The organism is Achromobacter sp. (assembly GCF_049647645.1).
Classification (GTDB): Bacteria; Pseudomonadota; Gammaproteobacteria; order Burkholderiales; family Burkholderiaceae_B; genus Achromobacter.
The window spans coordinates 15,511-32,805 of record NZ_JBARYB010000188.1; the positions used below are offsets into that span (position 1 = coordinate 15,511).

The window sequence follows — 17,295 nt, forward strand, 5'->3', positions numbered from 1 at the left end:
CCTCAGCCGCGCTCTTGCAGCACCTTGTCGTACAGCGCCTCGTAGCGCGCCGCCACCGTTTCCCAACTTTGCTCGCGGGCGATCTCAAGGCCGCGCTCGGTCAGCGCCGCCCGCAATGCCGGTTCAGAACCCAGCCGCTCCAGCGCCTGGGCCAGTTGAGCGCCGTCGCGCGGGTCCTGCAGGATGAGCGCGTCCTTGCCCGCCGACAGGTACTGCGCGAAGCCACAGTAGGCGGGCGAGCTCACCACCACGGGCAGTCCGTGCGACATGGCTTCGAGCGGCGCCATGCCGTAGCTGTCGTTCAGGGTCGGATGCGCATAGATGTCGGCGGCGCTGAAGTAGCGGGCGACGTCGGGGGTGGGATCGATCAGGGTAACGCGGCTGGCGATGGCGCCGGCCGCGCGCACGCGTTCGCGGGTAGGCTCGTCCGCCCCCACGACCAGCAGCCGGTACTGCGGCGGCAGTTGCGCCAGGGCATCCAACAGTGCCGGCAATCCCTTGCGCAAGGGATTGCGGGCCACCAGCAGACAGCCTATGGTGCCTGCGTCCCAGCCCAGGCTGGCGCGGGTGGCCTCGCGGCCTTCCGTTTGCGCCGCGGTCGGCAGCTTGACCCCGGGCGCGATGATGTCCACCGGCAGCTGCGGGCCGTAGCTGCGGTGCAATTGATCCATGATGAGGCCCGACACCGCCACCACGCGCCTTGCCGGCGCCCGGCGCACGCGCAGCTTTTCCAGCAGCAGATAAGTGGCCAGGCGCGGACTGAGCCAGGCGGTCAGGCGCTGCAAAGGCGTGACGCGGGTCAGCCGGTTGTAGCGCACCGGCGTCACATGCATGACCTGGATTTCCCCGGCCCAGCCGTTCATGTGCGAATGCACGATGTCATAGCGGCCGCGGGTCAGGCGGTCGGCGCGCCAGGCGAAATACAGCACCCGCATCCAGCTCGGCAGCCAGCTCGGAAAGCGTATGGGCAGGAAGGGAAACGGCAGGTCGCTGTCGAAGTCGCGCGCCACGACGGATACGTCATGGCGCTGGCCGAGCACCCGCATCAGTTCCACGCCGTAGGCTTCCGCGCCCCCGAAGCGATTGCCGAAGCGGTCAACCAGCAGCGCGATGCGCAGCCGCCGCTCAAGCGCGCCGGCGGGTGTCTTCATACCGGGTCAGGCACTTCTGCAGGAAACGGATGATGTTGGTGGAGCGCGACACCGTTACCCGCGGCAATCCGAAGGGGTCGTCGGAGGCCGCCGCCAGGCCGCGCTGGGTCAGCGTGGCGTTGTCGTAGCCGGCCTCGCGCGCCATGGCCCGGTGTTCCGGACCGTGGTCGCCATAGGGATAGCAGAAGGCGGTGACGGGCGCGCCCAGCGCCTGCTCCAGCTCGTCCTTGGACTGGACGATCTGGCGGCGGGCCTCGTCGGGCGACATTTCGGGCAGGTGCACGTGGTCCAGCGTGTGCGAGCCGACTTCGTTGCCGGCCTGGGCCCATTCCCGCATTTCGTTCACGGTCATCAGCGCCGAAAACGGAATGCCTTTTTCCAGATCCCAGACGTTGCCGCCATCGAACTGGTGCGCCACGAAATAGTTGGTGGCGGTGAAACCCAGTTCGCTCAGCACCGGCATGGCGTTGTGGTGCACGTTGCGGTAGCCGTCGTCGAACGTAAGGCCGAATACCTTGCCCTGGCGTTCGCCGCGCACATAAGGCATGACGTCGCGCATGGACAGGCCGCGATAGCCCAGCCTGCGCATCCAGCGCATCTGCCGGGCAAAGCTGTCGGGGTGCACCGTCAGGCCGCGGAACGGCGTGCCCTTGGGATTGGGCTCGCCGATCTGGTGGTACATGAGTATGGGGATAGACATAGGGACGGATTATAAAGCCCGGCCTTATCCCAGCGTGCGTCGGTATACGTCCAGTGTGGCGGCGGCGAAACGTTCCAGATTGAAATCCCGCAGGCTGGTCTCCCGCGCCCGGGCCCCCATGGCGCGCACCGCGTCGGGATGGTCCAGCATGAAGCGCAGCCTGGCGGTGATGGCGGGCACGTCGCGCGCGGGCACGATCCAGCCGTCCACGCCGTCGGTGACGTTCTCGGGCAGGCCGCCCGCGTCGCTGACCAGGGCGGGCAGCCCCAGGCCCATGATCTCGCGGCAGGCGAACGACAGCGCTTCGCGGTAGGACAGCACGAAGCCGGCATGGCAGGAGGCCAGCGCCGCCCGCACGTCGTCGAGCAGCCCGGGGAAGCGGACCTGGTCGATCATGCCCAGTTCCCGCACCCGTGCGAGCTTGGCCTCGTTGGGCGGATCGCCCGCCACCATCAGCAATACGCGTGCGCGATCTTCCGGCGGCAGGGCGGCCGCGGCTGCCACCAGGTCCAGCCAGCCCTTGTCGTAATCGGTGCCACCAGCGCTGCCCAACAGTAGCTTGCCCTGCCAGTCGGGCCCGAAGAAGATGGCGCGCAGTTTGTCCAGGCTTTCCGGCGGCGGCGGCGCGAAGAAATTGGTGTCGATGCCGTGGCGGATGGTGGTGATGGGACGCTTGCCGTAGGGCGACTGCTGCATCAGGCCGTGCACGTAGTCGCTGACCGCGATGGCGTGGTCGGTAGCCAGGGCCACGCGCAACTTGTGGCCGAAGCTCGTCAGCGGGTGATCGTTGTGCTTGGTGAAGACGATGCGCGGGCGGCGGCGCATGCCCAGCGTAGCCAGCATGACCTGCTTGTGGTCGGCCGAGCCATTGGCATGGATGATGTCGAAGCCGCCGGCCTTGATCAGGCGGCGCAGACGCGCGCGGTCCTTGAACCAGGACGAGGGCCGCGTGGTGTACTGCATGTCCTCGACCGCCACGCCCGGAATCGCCTTGGCGTACCGGTACAGGCGGCTGGTGGCGGGCGCCGCGACTGTGATCTGGTGGTCCTTGGACAGGGCCTTGGCCAGATTGATGACGTAGGTGACGTGCCCCCCGCCATTGCCGGCGTGGAAGTTGGTGTAGAGGATCTTCACTTCTTCTTCTCGGCCAGGAACATCAGCTTCGAATAGCGGAAGAAGCTGCCGGCCGAGGCGACGACGGCCAGCACCAGGCCGTGCTTGCCGTCCAGGAAGCCGCGCCGGATCAGGTAGATCCGCACAAAGGTCCAGAAGCCATGGCCCAACGCGCCGAAGATCGAGGTCCGCCGTCCCTTGGCGTACATCATGGCGGCGGCGTCGGACGAATAGCGGTTGACCTTGGTGATCAGCGCATCCAGGTTGTCGTAGGGATAGTGGTGGAAATAGCCGCGCATCTGCAGCGGCTTGCCGTTGGCCGGCACCACCCGCTCATGCACGGCGACGTCGTTGAATCGCGCCGTGCCGCGCTTGAACAGGCGCAGCACGTAATCGGGCCACCAGCCGCTGTGGCGGATGTCGCGGCCGCAGAAATTCGACAGGCGCGCGATCTCGTAGGCGTCGGCGCGCGGCGCGCGCAACACGTCCTGGATTTCCTGGGCCAGTTCCGGTGTGACGCGCTCGTCGGCGTCGATCGACAGCACCCAGTCGCCCGTGGCCAGGTCCAGCGCGCGGTTCTTCTGCGGGCCGAAGCCAGGCCAGTCCGGGGTGACTTCCACCCTGGCGCCCAGGGCGCGCGCGACTTCGACGGTGCCGTCGGTGCTGCCCGAGTCCACCACGATGAACTCATCGGCGAAGGCCACGGATTTGAGGCAGGCGGCGATGTTCGCCGCCTCGTTCTTGGTGATGATGATGACAGATAGCTTCATCCGCGATTCCTGAGACGCTTTTTCCAGGCCTTCCAGGCGTGAAAGCGCGGGCCCCAGAAGGGATCGCGCGACAGCCAGATGCGCCGGTTCAGCCAGGATCCGCCCTGGTTGCGCACCGCGAAACGATAAATGTGTTCGGGATCCGCGCCGGGGGAGTTCTGGCCGAAAGGGTCGGTAGTGTACAAGTGCCGGAACCCGGCAGCCCGCGCCGCGGCCACGTAGTCCGCGTCGAAATAGCCTTGCGGCCAGCAGAGGTGGTCGCTGGCGGATCCGAGACGGCGCGCCAGGGTGTCGCGGGAATCCCGCAACTCCTGGGCGATATGGGCGCGCTTGGCGTCGGCATCGGCGCCGCAGACCTTGTCCCAGCGTGTATGGGTATGCGTGTGGGAATGGAACTCGAAGGTGCCCGCCGCCTGCATGGCCTCGATCTCGCTCCAGCGCAGCATGGCCTCGTCGGCGCGGCCCGCCGCCACCAGCTGCTTGCAGGCGTCGTGGTCGGGCGTGGCTGGCAAGGGGCCGCCCTGGCCCGCATGCGGGCGGACCGGCCCGTCGCCGATCCAGCCGGTAATGGTGAACAGCACGGCGCGCATGCCGTGGCGCGCCAGCACCGGATGCGCGTGCACCCAGTTGTTCAGGTAGCCGTCGTCGAAGGTGATCAGCACCGAGCGTTCGGGCGCGGCGCCGCCGGCCAGGTAGGCCGCGAACTGGTCGGCGGACAAGGACTGGTAGCCGGCGCGGGCCAAGCGCGAAATCTGCGCGTCGAACACCTCGGGCGTCGCGGCGATCATGCCGCCGGCCGGCGTGACGTGGTGATACATCAGCACCGGGACGTTGGGCGCATTCATCCCGCGCGCTCCGCCAGCCATTTGGTATAGACGGCCTCGGTGGTTTCCGCCAGGCGGGCCGGCGAGAACACGCCCTCGTCCCAGACCATCTTGCGGCCGGCTTCGCCCATGCGCCGCCGCAGATCGGCGTCGTCGATCAGGCGCACCAGCGCGGCGGTCAGGGCTTCGGGGTTCTTGGGCGGAACCAGGATGCCGGTTTCGCCGTCGCGGAACATTTCCGACACGCCGCCCACGTCCGTGCCGACCACGGGCAAACCGCTGGCCTGCGCCTCGACGTAGACGGTGCCGGACGCTTCCTGCTGCGTCGCCAGGGCGAAGAGGTCGAAGCCCGCCAGCAGATTGGGCACGTCGCGCCGCATGCCCATCAGGTGGATGCGGTCCTGCAACCCCAGTTCGGCCACATAGGCCTGGGTCTGCTCGAACACCGGCGAACCGCCGCCGACGAACACCAGATGCAGCTTGGGCCGGCTGGCCATCAGCGGCGCGATCGCGTCGATCAGGTCCTTGTGGCCCTTGGTGGCGCGCATCACGGCCACGCAGCCGACGACGATGTCTTCAGCGGCCAGGCCGAGTTCCTCGCGCAGGGTGGAACGCTCCACTGGCGGCGGCAGCACGATGGGCGAATAGACGGTGGCCACCTTGCCGGCCGGCACGCCGCGGTCGATGAGGTGTTGGCGCACATGGTCACTGACTGTCGTGACCCTGTGCGGCAGACAGGTGTAGGACCACAGCGATCCCACCTTATTGGACAGATGCCGTGTCCGCACGATGAGCGGCGTCCCTGCAAGCCGGCCGGCCGCGGCCGCGATGACCGTATCGCGTCGGCTGTGGGTGTTGAGCACGTCGAAACGCCCTTCGCGCAGGATGCCGCGGATGGTGGCGATGCCCTTCAGGTAATTGACCGCGCCATCCATTTCCAGGGTGTGCACGGGGAAGCCGGCGTCCGACAGGCGTTCGGCCAATAGCGCCTTGGGCTGGCAGATCGCTTCCATGTGATGGCCGCGCGCGCGCATGGCGGTCATCTCCTTGAAGATCCTGCCTTCCTGGCCGCCAAAGCTGGTTGCGGCTTCCGAGTGAACGATACGCATAGGCATCAATAGGTGACCTCCACGCCATCCGGCTTGGTCCATTCATTCAGGTTGGCGAGCAGCGTGTCGGCCATGCGGACGCGCCATTCTTCGCCCAGGCGGACCGTGCACAGGAAATTATTCTTGGTATAGACGATATCGACCGGAACGCCGGGAATGCCGTTCTCGGGCTCGGCCCGGAACGGGTTCAGCATCTGCCGCAGGCGGGCGGCGTCGGCGCTGCCGTTGAGCCTGACGCGCAGCGACTTGGCGCGGGCTTCGCGCGCCAGCTGCAGGTCATAGAGCTGTTCGGCCACGATGCGCATGCCACCGGAGTAGTCGTCATTGCTGACCTTGCCCTGGACGATGACGAGCTGGTCCTCGCGCAAGCGGTTGCGGTGCTTTTCGTAGAGCTCGTTGAAGACCGAGATCTCCACCTGGGCGGTGCCGTCATCCAGCACGGCGAAGACCATCTTGCCGCGGCGGGTCATCATGACGCGCACGCTGGCCAGCACGCCGCACATCCATTGCAGGTCGCGCTGCGGTTCAACCCGCACCAGCTGCATCGGCACGATGCGGCGCACTTCGTCGCGCCAGGCGTCGAACAGGTGGCCGCTGTAGTAATAGCCCAGCGCGGACTTTTCCTCGGTCAGCTTCTTGTGCAGGTCCCAGGGCGCGACCTTGGCCAGTTCGCCGGCCACCACGTCGCCACTGTCGTCGCCGAAGAGCGAGGCCTGGTTGGCGCTGCGCGCCGCCTGCTCGGCGGCTTCCATGGCGGTGGGCACCGAGGCCAGCATCGCGGCCCGGTTGGGTTCGATGGTGTCGAAGGCGCCGGCCTTGATCAGGGCTTCAATGGTGCGGCGGTTGACCGCCTGCTTGCTGACGCGGCGGCAGAAGTCGAACAGATTCAGGAAGGGGCCGCCTTCCTTGCGCGCGCGCAGGATGTCCTCGACCGCGCCCTGCCCCGTACCCTTGACCGCGCCCAGACCGTAGCGCATGGTGCGCGGCGGCTTGCCGTTCTTGGTGTGCTTGTCGGCGACCGGTTCAAAGCGGTAGCCCGAGAAATTGACGTCCGGCGGCAGCACCTCGACGCCGTTGTCCTGGGCGTCGCGGCAGAAGATCTGGACCTTGTCGGTGTCGTCCATGTCCGAGGACATGGTGGCGGCCAGGAACTCGGTCGGATGGTAGGCCTTGAGCCAGGCCGTCTGGTACGAGATCAGCGCGTACGCGGCCGAGTGCGACTTGTTGAAGCCGTAGCCCGCGAACTTCTCCATCAGGTCGAACAGCTTGACCGCCAAGTCCGGGTCGTGGCCCTTTTCCTTGGCGCCCTGTTCGAACAGCTCGCGGTGCTTGGCCATTTCCTCGGGCTTTTTCTTGCCCATGGCGCGGCGCAGCAGGTCGGCGCCGCCCAGCGAGTAGCCGCCGATGATCTGCGAGATCAGCATCACCTGTTCTTGGTAGACGATGACCCCGTAGGTGCTCTTGAGCGTGCTTTCCAGGTCGTTGTGGAAGTAGTCCACCGCGGCGCGGCCGTGCTTGCGGTTGACGAAGTCGTCCACCATGCCCGATTCCAGCGGCCCCGGTCGATACAGGGCCAGCATGGCGATGATGTCTTCGAAGGTGTTGGGCCGCAGCTTCTTCAGCAACTCCTTCATGCCGCGCGATTCCAGCTGGAACACCGCGGTCGTATTGGCGTCGCACAGGATCTTGTAGGCGGCCGCATCGTCCAGCGCCAGGGCCATGACGTCGAAGTCGCGCTTGTCCTCGTTGAACTGGCGCACGTAGCGCACGGCCCAGTCCAGGATGGTCAGGTTGCGCAGGCCCAGGAAGTCGAACTTCACCAGGCCGGCGGCCTCGACGTCATCCTTGTCGAACTGAGAAACCGCGCTGTTTTCCTGGCCCGGCTGGCAATACAGCGGGCAGAAGTCGGTCAGCTTGCCGGGCGCGATGAGCACGCCCCCGGCGTGCATGCCGATGTTGCGGGTCAGGCCTTCGAGCGGCTTGGCCAGGTCCACCAGCGCGCGCACTTCTTCTTCCTGCTCGTAGCGGTCCTTGAAGGCGGGTTCGTCCTTCAGGGTCCGTTCGAGGGTCCAGGGATCCATCGGGTTGAAAGGGATCAGCTTGGACAGGCCATCGCAAAACATATAGGGCATGTCCAGCACCCGGCCGGCGTCGCGCACCACGGCCTTGGCGCCCAGCGTACCGAAGGTGGCGATCTGGCTCACGGCGGCGCGGCCGTACTTTTCCTTGACGTAGTCGATGACCCGTTCGCGGTTGTCCTGGCAGAAGTCGATATCGAAGTCGGGCATGGAGACCCGCTCGGGATTCAGGAAGCGCTCGAACAGCAAGTCATAGCGGATCGGATCCAGGTCGGTAATGCCCAGCGCGTAGGCCACCAGCGAGCCCGCGCCGGAGCCCCGCCCCGGCCCCACCGGCACGCCGTTGTTCTTGCCCCAGTTGATGAAGTCCTGCACGATCAGGAAGTACCCAGGGAAGCCCATCTGGATGATGGTCTTGCATTCCCAGCGCAGGCGTTCGTAGTACTGCTCGCGCTTGGACTCGCGTTCGGCGGCGTCCGGGAACAGGAACTCCATGCGCTTTTCCAGGCCCTCTTCCGACAGCTGGACCAGGTAGTCGTCCAGGCCCACGCCTTCCGGCGTGGGGAAGTTGGGCAGGCGCGGCTTGCCCAGCACCAGGCTGAGGTTGCAGCGCTTGGCGATTTCCACCGTGTTGGCCAGCGCCGAAGGCACGTCGGCGAAGCGGCGCGCCATTTCCTCGGAGCTGAGCAGGTGTTGTTCCTTGCTGAACCGGCGCACGCGGCGCGGGTTGGCCAGGATTTCGCCTTCGGCGATGCAGACGCGGGCCTCATGCGCCTGGAACTCGAATTCGTCCAGGAACTGCACCGGATGCGTCGCCACCACCGGCAGGCCGGCCTCGCCCGCCAGGCGCATGGCGGCCTGGGTATAGGCTTCGTCGCCATCCATGCCGGCGCGCTGCAACTCGATGTAGTAGCTGCCCGGGAACAGGTGCGCCCACTGGCGCGCCAGGGCCAGCGCCGACACGGCGTTGCCCGCTTCCAACGCCTGGCCCACGTCGCCCATGCGCCCGCCGGACAGGGCGATCAGGCCCTCCTGGCCCTGCAGCCATTCGCGGCGGATCTCCGCGCGGCCCTTGCCTTGGTTCGTCAGGAAGGCCTTGGACAGCAATTCGCAGAGATTGAGATAGCCCTGGTGGTTGCGCACCAGCAGCAACAGGCGGAAAGGCTTGGCGGGATCGTCATCGTTGGACAGCCAAACATCGCAGCCGGCAATCGGCTTGATGCCGGCGCCGCGCGCGGCCTTGTAGAACTTGATCAGGCCGAACAGGTTCGACAGATCCGTCAAGGCGACTGCGGGCTGGCCCAGCTTGGCCACGCGCTTGATGAGATCGGGGATGCGCACGAGGCCGTCCACGACCGAAAACTCGGAGTGAACGCGCAGATGGACAAATGGGGACGGGGTTGTTACGGCTTCTTCGGACATAAAGGGAATTGTACCTAGTCAACGCGGTCCAAGCCGAGGCCTCTGCGCTTGCGCAAAGGACTACGCAGGCGCCTGTGTAACAATACACGTTGCACGTCATGCTTCATTGTTGACATGAGATTTACGCACGAGATTCATCTATGAAATGGCTAATTCCCGGGATCTGGCTGAGCGCCATCCTGTTTGCGCACTTCCGCGGCCGCGTCAAGCTGCCGCTGGGCCGGCAAATGCTGGATCATTCCGTGCTGCTTGCCCCGATCAACGCCTTCATGGTGCTGGCGTCGCGCGTGCCGCCCACGCCCTACCTGACCACGAGCGAAATCGCCGAACTGAAGGTGCTGGACGACAACTGGGAAACAATCCGCGAGGAAGCCATGCAGATGGCCGAGCTGCGCCGCATCAAGGCCGCCGACACCCATAACGACATCGGCTTCAATTCCTTCTTCAAGTACGGCTGGAAGCGCTTCTACCTGAAGTGGTACGACGCCCGCCACCCGTCCGCCGAGGAACTCTGCCCCAAGACCGTGGCCATCCTGAAGACCCTGCCCAAGGTCAAGGCCGCGATGTTCGCCGAACTGCCGCCCGGCGGCCAGTTGAACCCGCACCGCGACCCGTTCGCCGGGTCCCTGCGCTACCACCTGGGCCTGGTCACTCCCAACGACGACGGCTGCCACATCATCGTCGACGGCGAGCACTACAGCTGGCGCGACGGCGAAAGCGTGGTGTTCGACGAAACCTACGTGCACGAAGCCTACAACCACACCGACCAGAACCGCATCATCCTGTTCTGCGACGTGGAGCGCCCGCTGAAGTGGCGCTGGGCCGAAGCCTTCAACCGCTGGTTCGGCCGCGTCGTCATGTCCGCCGCCAGCTCGCCCAACGACGGCGGCGACCAGACCGGCGCCATCAACAAGCTGACCCATGCGCATTGGGTCATCGACCAGAAGCGCAAGGCCTTCAAGGCCTGGAACCGCAAGGTCTACAAGGCCACCAAGTACGGCCTGATCATTCTGGTCATTGCAGGGTTCCTGGCCTTGTAACGGCCCGCGGCGCCCGGATTCCCGGGCGCCCAGCAGACCCTAGGCCGGATCCGGCGCGGGCAGCGTCAGCAGTCCGGTATGGTAGTCATAGCCGTAGATCTCGCCGTAGCGCCCCCACTCCACCGCAATCTTCAGCACCCGCTCGGCCTCGTCCGGCTTCAGGAACTCTTCCAGCGAATCCAGGAAGTTCTTCTCGGGCAGCGCGCCAGCGGGCTCCTGTTCCAGGCTGTGGCGGATATGCGCGGCCAGCGGTACGTGGGCCAGCAGCTGGCGGCCGAAAATCACCTGTTTCTGGGCTTGCTCCGCCAGCACATAGCGCTGGCCCAACGGCGTCAGGAAGATGTCGCCGCGGTCGATCCGGGCCAGGCCGAACAGGCCCAGCGCTTCGCAGGCCGGCAGCAGGTCGTCATCGGAAATCTCGGCCTCCTCCGCCAGCTTGGGCAGGTCGGCGCGGCCGTTGAACGGCGCCTCGGCCAACACGTCCAGCACCCCTTCCATGCGTTCGACTTCGGTTTGCGGGAACCGATAGCCCAGGCCTTGCTGCAGCGGCGTGGGCATGTCGTGGGCGGGCCGCATGGTCATCAGCGCATAGACCTCGTCGATCAGCGCGCGCACCGGCGCCGAATCGACATCGCGCGGGCGCGGCAGGCCCACCATGACCTGGCTGCGGATGCGCCCCGGGTCGCTGGAGAAAACGATGATGCGGTCGGCCATCATCACCGCTTCCTCGATGTTGTGCGACACGATCAGGATGCCCTTGGTGGAGATGCGGCTTTCCTCCCACAGCTCCAGCATGTCGTCGCGCAAGGTCTCGCCAGTCAGGACGTCCAGCGCCGAGAAGGCCTCGTCCATCAGCAGCACGTCGGGATTCATGACCAGGGCGCGGGCGATGCCGACCCGCTGCCGCATGCCGCCCGACAGCTCGCGCGGCAAGGCGCCGCCAAAGCCGCCTAGCCCCATCAGGTCCAGCACGGCATCCGCCCGCCTGGCGCGTTCCGCCGGCGCCACGCCCTGGGCTTCCAGGCCCAGTTCGACGTTCTGCTGGGCGGTCAGCCAAGGAAATAGCGCGAACGACTGGAACACCATGGCGATGCCCGACGCCGGACCATAGACAGGCTGGCCGCGATAGGTGACCGAGCCCTGGTCGGCGTTGACCAACCCGGCCATGATGCGCAGCAGGGTCGACTTGCCTGAGCCGGATTTGCCGAGCAGGGCGACGATTTCGCCCTCTTTCAGCGTGAAATCCACATGTTCCAGCACGTGCCGCTGCGTGCCGTCGGCGGCGCGGAACGATTTGCCGACGTCATGCAATTCGATCAGGGAATTGGGATTCATGACTTGATGACTCCTAGCGGCCGCGGTCTTCGGCCAGCAAATACAGTTTGCGCCAGAAAAAGCGGTTCAACAGCATCACGAAAATGCTCATGACGCCGATGCCCAGCGCGATCCGATGGAAATCGCCCTGCTCGGTCATCTGCTTGATGTAGCTGCCCAGGCCGTCCGCCACCAGCGAGGTATTGCCCCAGGTCACGTACTCGGCCACGATGCTCGCGTTCCAGGAGCCGCCGCTGGCGGTGATGGCGCCCGTGATGAAACTGGGAAATACCGCGGGCAGGTAGACCCGGCGCCACAGCAGCCAGCCCTTGAGCCCCAGATTGCCGGCCGCCAGGCGCAGTTCGTTGGGTATGGTCGACGCACCGGCCACCACGTTGAACAGGATGTACCACTGGGTGCCGAAGATGATCAGCGGGCTCAGCCAGATATTGGGATTGAGCTTGAGCGCGACCATGACGAACACCACCGCCGGAAACAGCAGGTTCACCGGAAAGGCGGCCAGGAATTGCGCCACCGCCTGGACCCGCTGCGAATACTTGGGCCGCAGCCCGATCCAGACTGCGATCGGCACCCACACCAGCGAGGCCAGCGTGATCAGCAGCATGACGCGCGCCAGGGTGATGCTCCCCAGTCCGAGCACGTGCAGCACCTCGCCCCAGCCCACGTCCTCGTGGACGAAAAGCACCAGCTTGTAGGTGGCCAGCAGCGCGCCGGCCGCCAGCAGCGCATCCCAGGTCCGGGTCCAGCGCGGGTCAGGCGCCTTGGCGCGGGCGCGGATCGATGTGCCGTCGTACGGAACGCTGAACCAGCCCAGCGCGCGCCGCATGCGCGCCCAGAACGCGTCGGACAGCGCCTTCATCCAGCGGCTGCGGCGGGTCCAGTCCAGCAGCCAGGACTGCTGGGCGGCGTCGCCCTGCGACTCCTCGAAGCGGAACTTGTCGGCCCAGGCCAGCAACGGCCGGAAGAACAATTGGTCGTACAGCAGGATGCCCGCCATCATGGCGCCGATGGCCCAGGCGATGGCCCGGCCGTTCTCCGCCTCGATCGCCACCGCGATGTAGGAACCGATGCCGGGCAGCTTGATGTCCTGCCCCGCCACCGAAATGGCCTCGGCCGCCACCAGGAAGAACCAGCCTCCGGACATCGACATCATCATGTTCCACAACAGGCCCGGCGTGGCGTACGGCAGCTCCAGGCGCCAGAACCGCTGCCAGCCGGACAACCGGAAAATCCGCGCCGCCTCGTGCAGCTCGGCAGGCACCGTGCGCATGGACTGGTACAGGCTGAACGCCATGTTCCAGGCCTGGGAAGTGAAGATGGCGAAGATGGCCGCGCATTCGACGCCGAGCAAGTTGCCCGGGAACAGCGCGATGAAGGGCGCGATGGCGATGGCCTGGAAGCCAAGGATGGGCACGGACTGCAGGATGTCCAGCATCGGGATCATCGCCTTTTCCGCCGTCCGGTACTTGGCGGCGATGGCAGCGAAGACAAAGCTGAACAGTAGCGAAAAAGCCAGCGCCGTGAACATCCGCAAGATGGTGCGCAGGAGATAGTACGGAAGGTAGACCGGATCCAGCGAAATAGGCAGGTCTTCCCCGACAGCGAAGGGGCGGCTCATCTGGGAGGCGCCGTAGGCCATCAGCGCCAGCACCGCCAGCACCAGGGGCAGGAGCGCCCAATCCCAGCGGTTCGGGGTCGAACGGGACGACGCCCCCGGACGGGAGCGCATGCTGAAAAGCTCGAACATGGCGGCGACGCTCCTGGGAGCTGCGAGGGAAGGCCCGCGCATTGAAGCATAACCAGATGACGCGTCTCTGAACGGAAAACGAGCTGAAATCTGGCGGTAATACGGGACGGCTCGGGCCGTCCCGCCGCCGTCACCGCTTCAGGGATTCCCAGCTTTTCATCAGCCGCTTCACCGAGACCGGCATGGGCGTACGCAGTTCCTGCGCGAACAGGGCCACTCGCAGTTCCTCCAGCAGCCAGCGGAACTCGTCCAGCCGCGGATCCGGCGCCCCCTTCAGCGCCGACCTGGCCCGCTGGTACTGCGTCAGCAGCGGCGCCATCTCGGCCACCAGTTTGGCGTCGCGCGCCGGATCCGCCCGCAGCTTGTCGATGCGCGCCAGGACCGCCTTCAGATAGCGCGGGAAATGCGCAAGCTGCGCATACGGCGTATCGCGGATGAACCACTTGGGCATCAGCGCCCCCAGTTGCGCCTGCAGGTCCGCGTAGGCCGCCGCATGCGGCTTGGCCTGCGGCAGCTTGCGCTGCACCGCCGCCCACTCCGTCAGCACCGCCCCCGCCAACCGCGCCACTTCCTGCGCCAAGAGGCCCAGCCGGCCCTTGCCCTCGGTCCGCCGCGCCTCGAACTGCTGCTCGTTGACCGGCCAGGGCTCGGCCAGGCAAGCCTGTCCCAGCGCGCAATCGATGATCTGGTCGCGCAGCTCTTCCTGCGTGCCCAGCGTCATGTAGAGCATGCTGATCTTGGTCAGGTCGGACAGGTTCTTTTCCAGGAATTTCACCTGCTCGCGCAAGCCCAGGCGGAACAGCTTGAGCAAACCCGCCCGATGATGCTTGCGTGCCTCGTCCGGATCGTCGAACACGTCCAGATCGCAATGCGCGCCGCGGTCCACCAGCGCCGGATAGCCGATGACCGACTGCCCGCGCCGCTTGATCTCCATGATCTCCGGCAAGGGGCCGAAAGACCAGGACGTCAGATTCTCATGCGCCAGCGCCTGGGCGACCTGGGTGTCGCTGGCCGCCAACTGCTGGAACGTGGCCTGCGCCTGCTTGCCGAACTCGGCGCGCAGTTGCGCCAGGTTGCGCCCGGCCGCCAGCATGCGGCCATGCTCGTCGACCACCCGGAAATTCATGAACAGGTGGGCCGGCAGGGTCTCCAGCTTGAAATCGCCTGCCGCCGGCCGGACCTGCACCTGGTCCCACATATCAGCGATGATCGCCTCCACCAGCCCCTGCTGGGGATCGGTCTGGCGCTCGAACCAGCGGTCGTAAAAGCCTGCCGCGTAATCCGGCAACGGCACGCAATGGCGGCGCAGTTTCTGCGGCAACGACTTGAGCAGCAGATGCACCTTTTCCTTGAGCATGCCAGGCACCAGCCATTCGCAGCGCGCCGGATCGATCTGGTTGAGCGCGAACAACGGCACCGACAGGGTCACGCCGTCGCGCGGCGAGCCCGGCTCGAAGTGGTAGTCCAGCGCCATGGACACGCCCTGCCATTCCACCTTCTTGGGGAAGACATCGGTGGTGACGCCGGCGGCCTCGTGCCGCATCAGCTCGTCGCGCGTCAGCATGAGCTTGGCGGCGGCGGCCTTGTCCAGTCCGGACACCCACTTTTCGAGCGTCGCCGTCTGCGAGATGTCGGCCGGCAATTGCCGGTCGTAAAAGGCGTGGATCAGCTCGTCGTCGACCAGGATGTCGGGACGGCGGGTCTGGTGCTCCAGCTTCTCGATGCCCGCGATCAGCTTGCGGTTGTGCGCCACGAACGCCAGCCGCGTGTCGATCTCGCCGGGCACCAGGGCCTGACGGATGAACAGTTCGCGCGCATGCGTGGGATTGACGCGGCCGTACTGGATGCGCCTGCCGGTGTAAATAGTCAGCCCGTAGAGCGTGGCCCGCTCGTTGGCCACGACCTGCCCCGCCTTCTTTTCCCAGCGCGGGTCGGACCAGTTCTTGCGGATCAGATGCGCGCCGACTTTTTCCAGCCATACCGGATCGATCCGCGCCACGCAGCGCGCGTACAGGCGCGTGGTCTCGACCAGTTCGGCCGCGACGATCCAGCGCCCCGCCTTCTTCACCAGCCGCGAACCGGGATGGATATGGAAACGGATCTCGCGCGCGCCCTGGTAGTGGCCGCCTTCGTCGCTCTTGAAACCGATATTGCCCAAGAGGCCCGACAGCAGCGCCATGTGCAGTTGCTCGTAGGTCGCCTCGGTCTGGTTCAGCCGCCAGCCCTGCTCGCCCACCAGGGCGGCCAGCTGCGTATGCACATCATGCCATTCGCGCAGCCGGATCGGCGACAGGAAGTTCTGGCGCAGCAGGGCCACCAACTTGCGTTGCGAGGCCTTGTGCTGCACCTGTTCGCCATACCAGCGCCATAGCTTCAGGAAGGAAATGAACTCGGACTTGTCGTCGGCGAACTTGGCGTGCGCCGCCTCGGCCGCCTCGCGTTCCTGCATGGGTCGGTCGCGCGCGTCCTGCACCGACAGGGCCGAGGCGATGATCAGCATTTCGGACAGGCATTGGTGTTCGCGCGCGGCCAGAATCATGCGGCCGATGCGCGGATCCACCGGCAGCTTGGCCAGTTCGTGGCCGGTCTGGGTCAGCACGAAGGACGCGCCTGTGCGGGAGGCATCGGCCTCGTCGTCCGCGGCGGACGCCAGCTCGATCGCGCCCAGCTCCTGCAGCAGATGGTAGCCATCGGCCACCGCGCGGCCCGGAGGCGCCTCGACGAAGGGAAACTGCTCGATATCGTCCAGCTTCAGCGACTTCATCCGCAGGATGACCGAGGCCAGTGACGAGCGCAGCACTTCCGGATCCGTGAACGGCGCCCGGTTGTTGAAGTCCAGCTCGTCATAGAGCCTGATGCAGACGCCCGGGCCGATCCGGCCGCAGCGGCCGGCGCGCTGGTTGGCCGAGGCGCGGCTGATCGGTTCGATGCGCAGCTGCTCGACCTTGTTGCGCCATGAATAGCGCTTGATGCGCGCCAGCCCGCTATCGACCACGAAGCGGATGCCGGGCACCGTCAGCGAGGTTTCCGCCACGTTGGTGGCCAGCACGATGCGTCGCGCATTGGTGCGCGGATGGAAGATCTGCTCCTGCTCGGCCTGCGACAGGCGCGCGTACAGCGGCAGGACTTCGGTGCCGGCCGGATGGCGCTTGCGCAGCGCTTCGGCGGATTCGCGGATCTCGCGTTCGCCAGGCAGGAACACCAGCACATCGCCCGGGCCGTGGCGCGCGCATTCGTCCACGGCGTCCACGATGGCGTCGATCAGGTCGCGCTCTTCGTCGCCCGACATGCGCTCGCGGTCGCGGCCGGGCTTGGCCGGGGCCGCCTCGTCTTCCGCCAGTTCCTCGCGCACGGGGCGGTAGCGGACCTCGACCGGGTACAGCCGGCCGGACACCTCGATGACCGGCGCCAGCTTGTCCTCGGAGGCGGCGAAGTGCCGCGCGAAGCGCTCGGCGTCGATGGTGGCCGAGGTGATGATGATCTTCAGGTCCGGGCGGCGCGGCAGCAGCTGCTTCAGGTAGCCCAGCAGGAAGTCGATGTTCAGGCTGCGTTCGTGCGCCTCGTCAATGATGATGGTGTCGTAGCGGCGCAGGAGCGGATCGCGCTGCGACTCGGCCAGCAGGATGCCGTCCGTCATCAGCTTGATGGACGCGTTGGGGCCGGTGCGGTCGTTGAAGCGCACCTGGTAGCCCACCACCTCGCCCATGGGCGTATTCAGTTCTTCGGCGATGCGCTTGGCCACCGAGGTGGCGGCCAGGCGGCGCGGCTGGGTGTGGCCGATCATCTTCTGGCGGCCGCGGCCCAGCTCCAGGCAGATCTTGGGCAGCTGGGTGGTCTTGCCCGACCCGGTTTCGCCGCTGACGATCACCACTTGGTGGCGGGCGATGGCGCGCGCGATCTCCTGGCGCCGCGCGCTGACGGGCAGGTCTTCGGGGTAGGTCACCACGGGGATGGGCCGCTCGGGACGCGGCGCTCGGCGCGCGTTCTGGGCGGACGCGGCCGCCGC

General features: G+C 66.5%; 11 protein-coding genes. 1 reads left to right on the top strand and 10 read right to left on the bottom strand.

Translation table 11 applies throughout. The features are described from left to right. Nucleotides 1-2: 2 nt before the first annotated feature. The 7 genes from WBB14_RS21390 to dnaE are packed head-to-tail and all read right to left on the bottom strand — an operon-like array spanning nt 3 to nt 9,167. Nucleotides 3-1,151, bottom strand: a complete 1,149-nt coding sequence (locus WBB14_RS21390; RefSeq protein WP_424241605.1) for a glycosyltransferase family 4 protein — start codon at nt 1,149-1,151, stop codon at nt 3-5. Then, nucleotides 1,126-1,851 carry a polysaccharide deacetylase family protein gene (locus WBB14_RS21395; protein ID WP_424241606.1) on the bottom strand — a complete coding sequence of 242 codons (726 nt, stop codon included), beginning with the start codon at nt 1,849-1,851 and terminating at the stop codon, nt 1,126-1,128. The genes WBB14_RS21390 and WBB14_RS21395 overlap by 26 nt, the downstream gene beginning before the upstream one ends. Before the next feature lie 24 nt (nt 1,852-1,875). Then, entirely contained in the window at nt 1,876-2,985 is a 1,110-nt protein-coding gene (locus WBB14_RS21400) for a glycosyltransferase family 4 protein (RefSeq protein WP_424241607.1), read from the bottom strand. Continuing rightward, nucleotides 2,982-3,734, bottom strand: coding sequence for a glycosyltransferase family 2 protein (locus tag WBB14_RS21405; protein WP_424241608.1), 753 nt, complete (start codon nt 3,732-3,734; stop codon nt 2,982-2,984). The genes WBB14_RS21400 and WBB14_RS21405 overlap by 4 nt, the downstream gene beginning before the upstream one ends. Further along, complete coding sequence (locus tag WBB14_RS21410) at nt 3,731-4,579, bottom strand: polysaccharide deacetylase family protein (RefSeq protein WP_424241609.1); 849 nt, start codon at nt 4,577-4,579, stop codon at nt 3,731-3,733. The genes WBB14_RS21405 and WBB14_RS21410 overlap by 4 nt, the downstream gene beginning before the upstream one ends. Beyond that, nucleotides 4,576-5,676 (bottom strand): glycosyltransferase family 4 protein, encoded by a 1,101-nt coding sequence (locus WBB14_RS21415; RefSeq protein WP_424241610.1) that lies wholly within the window; start codon nt 5,674-5,676, stop codon nt 4,576-4,578. The genes WBB14_RS21410 and WBB14_RS21415 overlap by 4 nt, the downstream gene beginning before the upstream one ends. Continuing rightward, nucleotides 5,673-9,167, bottom strand: coding sequence for a DNA polymerase III subunit alpha (gene dnaE, locus WBB14_RS21420; protein WP_424241611.1), 3,495 nt, complete (start codon nt 9,165-9,167; stop codon nt 5,673-5,675). The genes WBB14_RS21415 and dnaE overlap by 4 nt, the downstream gene beginning before the upstream one ends. 140 nt (nt 9,168-9,307) lie before the next feature. On the opposite strand from dnaE, the gene lpxO reads away from it, so the two are divergent. After that, a complete protein-coding gene (lpxO, locus tag WBB14_RS21425) occupies nt 9,308-10,207 on the top strand; it encodes a lipid A hydroxylase LpxO (RefSeq protein WP_424241612.1) in 900 nt (299 codons plus the stop codon). A gap of 39 nt (nt 10,208-10,246) precedes the next feature. Here lpxO and WBB14_RS21430 read toward each other — a convergent pair whose 3' ends face one another. From WBB14_RS21430 to hrpA, 3 genes are all read right to left on the bottom strand, one after another. After that, nucleotides 10,247-11,542, bottom strand: a complete 1,296-nt coding sequence (locus tag WBB14_RS21430; RefSeq protein ID WP_424241613.1) for a nitrate/sulfonate/bicarbonate ABC transporter ATP-binding protein — start codon at nt 11,540-11,542, stop codon at nt 10,247-10,249. 13 nt (nt 11,543-11,555) lie between these two features. Next, the gene (locus tag WBB14_RS21435; RefSeq protein ID WP_424241614.1) at nt 11,556-13,289 is read right to left on the bottom strand and encodes an ABC transporter permease; all 1,734 of its coding nucleotides are present in this window, start codon (nt 13,287-13,289) and stop codon (nt 11,556-11,558) included. A gap of 130 nt (nt 13,290-13,419) precedes the next feature. Beyond that, a partial coding sequence (gene hrpA, locus WBB14_RS21440; protein ID WP_424241615.1) for an ATP-dependent RNA helicase HrpA occupies nt 13,420-17,295 on the bottom strand: 3,876 nt, incomplete at its 5' end.